Below are 2,392 nucleotides of genomic sequence, written 5' to 3'. Positions count from 1 at the left end.
GCGCCAGTGGCGGGGCAGATCTGTAGTGCAGGCAGGTGCCACTCGTTTACTATCGGTGTGGCGTGGCGCTGGCTGATTGTGCAACTGCCGCCGGCACCAACCACCGCCCCGCTCCGTGACATCGAGTTGCGAGTTGCGTCGTGGCCGGCGCCGGATGGGCGTGAGCTGGGGGTGGTGGTGGATACGGTGGAGGTGCGGTAGGATGCACGGCAGGTCGCTGGTAGACGGCTGATACCCCGCCAGTTTACTGCGCTTGCTATAATGAGCTGGGAGAGATAAAGTTACCCTCCCTGTTCATCAATCACCACCACAACCACTATGCTCAATCACCCTCCCCATTTCCGTCTGCGCTGGTCGCTCATCCTGATCGTTCCTCTCGCGCTTTACCTGCTCTTCCTCGTTGGCTGGCTGGCGGCGCGCACGGTGCTCGGCGATCGCTGATGGTGGCTCTTTTTGCTCAACGTCGCTACGCCGTACCTGTTGTTGCCGTTGCCGCTGGCGTTGCTGATGGCGCTGGAGCTGCGGCGCTGGCTGAGCGTGGCGCTCAGCGTGGTCCTACTCGCGCCGGGAGCGCCGATCTTGCTCGATGTGTGGATGCCGAGCTTCAGCGATGATCTGGAGTTCAGTAAACCGGCGATCACGGTGATGACCTACAACCTCTATGGCGGCAATGCCAAGCCGAACCGGTGATCGCAGCGATTCGCGCTGCCAAGGCCGATGTGGTTGCGCTGCAAGAGCTTAACCCAGCGATTGCCGCTGCCCTCCAGCGCGATCTGGCGGGCAAGTATCCGTTCCAGCTCCTCGATCCGCGCGCCGGTGTGACCGGGATGGGGGTGATCAGTCGTTGGCCATTGCAACCGCTGGCGACCAGCTTGCCCGGTGAGCATTGGGTGGGGACGCCGCAACTGCTGCGGATTGCGGCGCCGTTGGGCGAAGTGGTTTTGTTCAATGTCCATACCATTCCGCCGGTTGGTTCGCCGGGGTGGATGACGTGGGCGATTAGCGAGCGCGAGCGGCAGATGGCGGCGATCGTCGCTGTTGCTCGCGAGCAGCGCCAGCCGGTGATTGTGGCCGGTGATTTGAATGCAACGCCGTACAACCGCGCCTACCGCATCCTCCGCGATGGTGATCTGGTTGATGTTTGGCCGCAGTGCGGGCTTGATGCCGGGTTTACGTGGCCAAGCGCCGGGCAAGCGGTGCGCGGTGTGCCGCTGCCGGCGTGGTTGGTGCGGATTGACTATATTCTGACCTCGCCAGCGTTGATATGTACCGAGGCGGCGGTGGGCCAGTGGGATGGGTTCTCGGATCACCGTCCAGTCGTGGCGCGGCTGGTGGCGCGGTGAGGGTGTTTACCGCAGCGGGCGCAGCGGGATGTTTACCGCAGGGGACGTTGGAGGGGTGGACAGAATCTGGGGTTGATCACAACCGGTGATCGCTATGCGATGCCGTAAAGTCCCATGCAGCGCTCCCCATCACCCCTCCCCCCAGCGGGGGAGGGGCAGGGGTGAGGGCCAACAGCCCGCGCAGCGGGCTTCGGACCCCTAGCCCGGCCCTGAAGGGCCGGGTTCTGGATTAGATGTGCTGTCCGCCCCCTAAACGCGCGCACGGGAGCGGTGTTCTCAGGCGCCCATCCCGCCAAAGCGGGAGATTGCTTCGGGGCTTCGCCCCTCGTAATGACAGGAGGCGCTGCCTAAACGCTTAGCTTTGCGCTCCCCTCTCCCGCGCCAGTGGGAGAGGGGCAGGGGGTGAGGGCATCAACCCGTGCAGGGGTCGCAGCGGGATGTTTACCGCAGGGTGCGCGGAGGACGCAGAGGGGTGGTGATAAATCACTCCCCTGCGTCCTCTGCGTTCTCTGCAGTACATGTGGTTTTTTTCACAGTAGACACGGTCAACACACTTCCCCATCACACCGGTATCAGCCGTGAAATAGTGGTACCATACATAAGAGATAGGGTTCAGCACGGTATGTTATGCAGCTCGTTTGGTTCAAACGAGATCTTCGCTTGCGCGATCACGCGCCGCTGAGCGCCGCTGCCCGGCGCGGGCCGGTACTGCCGCTCTATATCGTCGAGCCGTCGCTGATCCATGCGCCGGATTTTGCGCCGCGCCATTGGACGTTCATCAGCGGCTGCTTACACGAGTTGCGCGCGGCATTGGCCCGCCTCGGTCAACCGCTGGTGGTGCGAGTGGGTGAAGCGGTGGAGGTGCTCGACCGGCTGGCGAGCGATTGGCCGATCGAGGCGATCTGGTCTCACGAAGAGACTGGCAATCTGCTCAGTTATGCGCGGGATCGGGCGGTGCGGCGGTGGGCGCGGGCGCGCGGCATTCCCTTCCACGAACTGCCGCAAAACGGCGTCGTGCGCCGGTTGCTGTCGCGCGCGGAGTGGCAGGC

The 2,392-nt window shown here is 63.7% G+C and carries 5 protein-coding genes; all 5 read left to right on the top strand.

Going from position 1 to position 2,392, the window contains the following annotated elements:
- On the top strand, nucleotides 1-201 hold a 201-nt coding region (locus U9R81_RS19960), incomplete at its 5' end, for a hypothetical protein (RefSeq protein WP_322497157.1).
- 117 nt (nucleotides 202-318) lie between these two features.
- Complete coding sequence (locus U9R81_RS19955) at nucleotides 319-441, top strand: hypothetical protein (protein WP_322497156.1); 123 nt, start codon at nucleotides 319-321, stop codon at nucleotides 439-441.
- Between the two features lie 12 nt (nucleotides 442-453).
- Nucleotides 454-690: a hypothetical protein gene (locus U9R81_RS19950; RefSeq protein ID WP_322497155.1), complete on the top strand. Its 237-nt coding sequence runs from the start codon at nucleotides 454-456 to the stop codon at nucleotides 688-690.
- Nucleotides 687-1,343 (top strand): endonuclease/exonuclease/phosphatase family protein, encoded by a 657-nt coding sequence (locus U9R81_RS19945; RefSeq protein ID WP_322497154.1) that lies wholly within the window; start codon nucleotides 687-689, stop codon nucleotides 1,341-1,343. The genes U9R81_RS19950 and U9R81_RS19945 overlap by 4 nt, the downstream gene beginning before the upstream one ends.
- 627 nt (nucleotides 1,344-1,970) lie before the next feature.
- Nucleotides 1,971-2,392: deoxyribodipyrimidine photo-lyase (locus U9R81_RS19940; protein ID WP_322497153.1), on the top strand; the 422-nt coding region annotated here is incomplete at its 3' end.

The organism is Chloroflexus sp. (assembly GCF_034435895.1).
Taxonomy (GTDB): Bacteria; Chloroflexota; Chloroflexia; order Chloroflexales; family Chloroflexaceae; genus Chloroflexus.
This window is presented reverse-complemented; position numbering and strand designations above follow the sequence as displayed.

Bases quoted from the DNA above. Each gene is read 5' to 3' on its own strand.
- U9R81_RS19955 (WP_322497156.1), top strand. From the start codon at position 319: ATGCTCAATCACCCTCCCCATTTCCGTCTGCGCTGGTCGCTCATCCTG.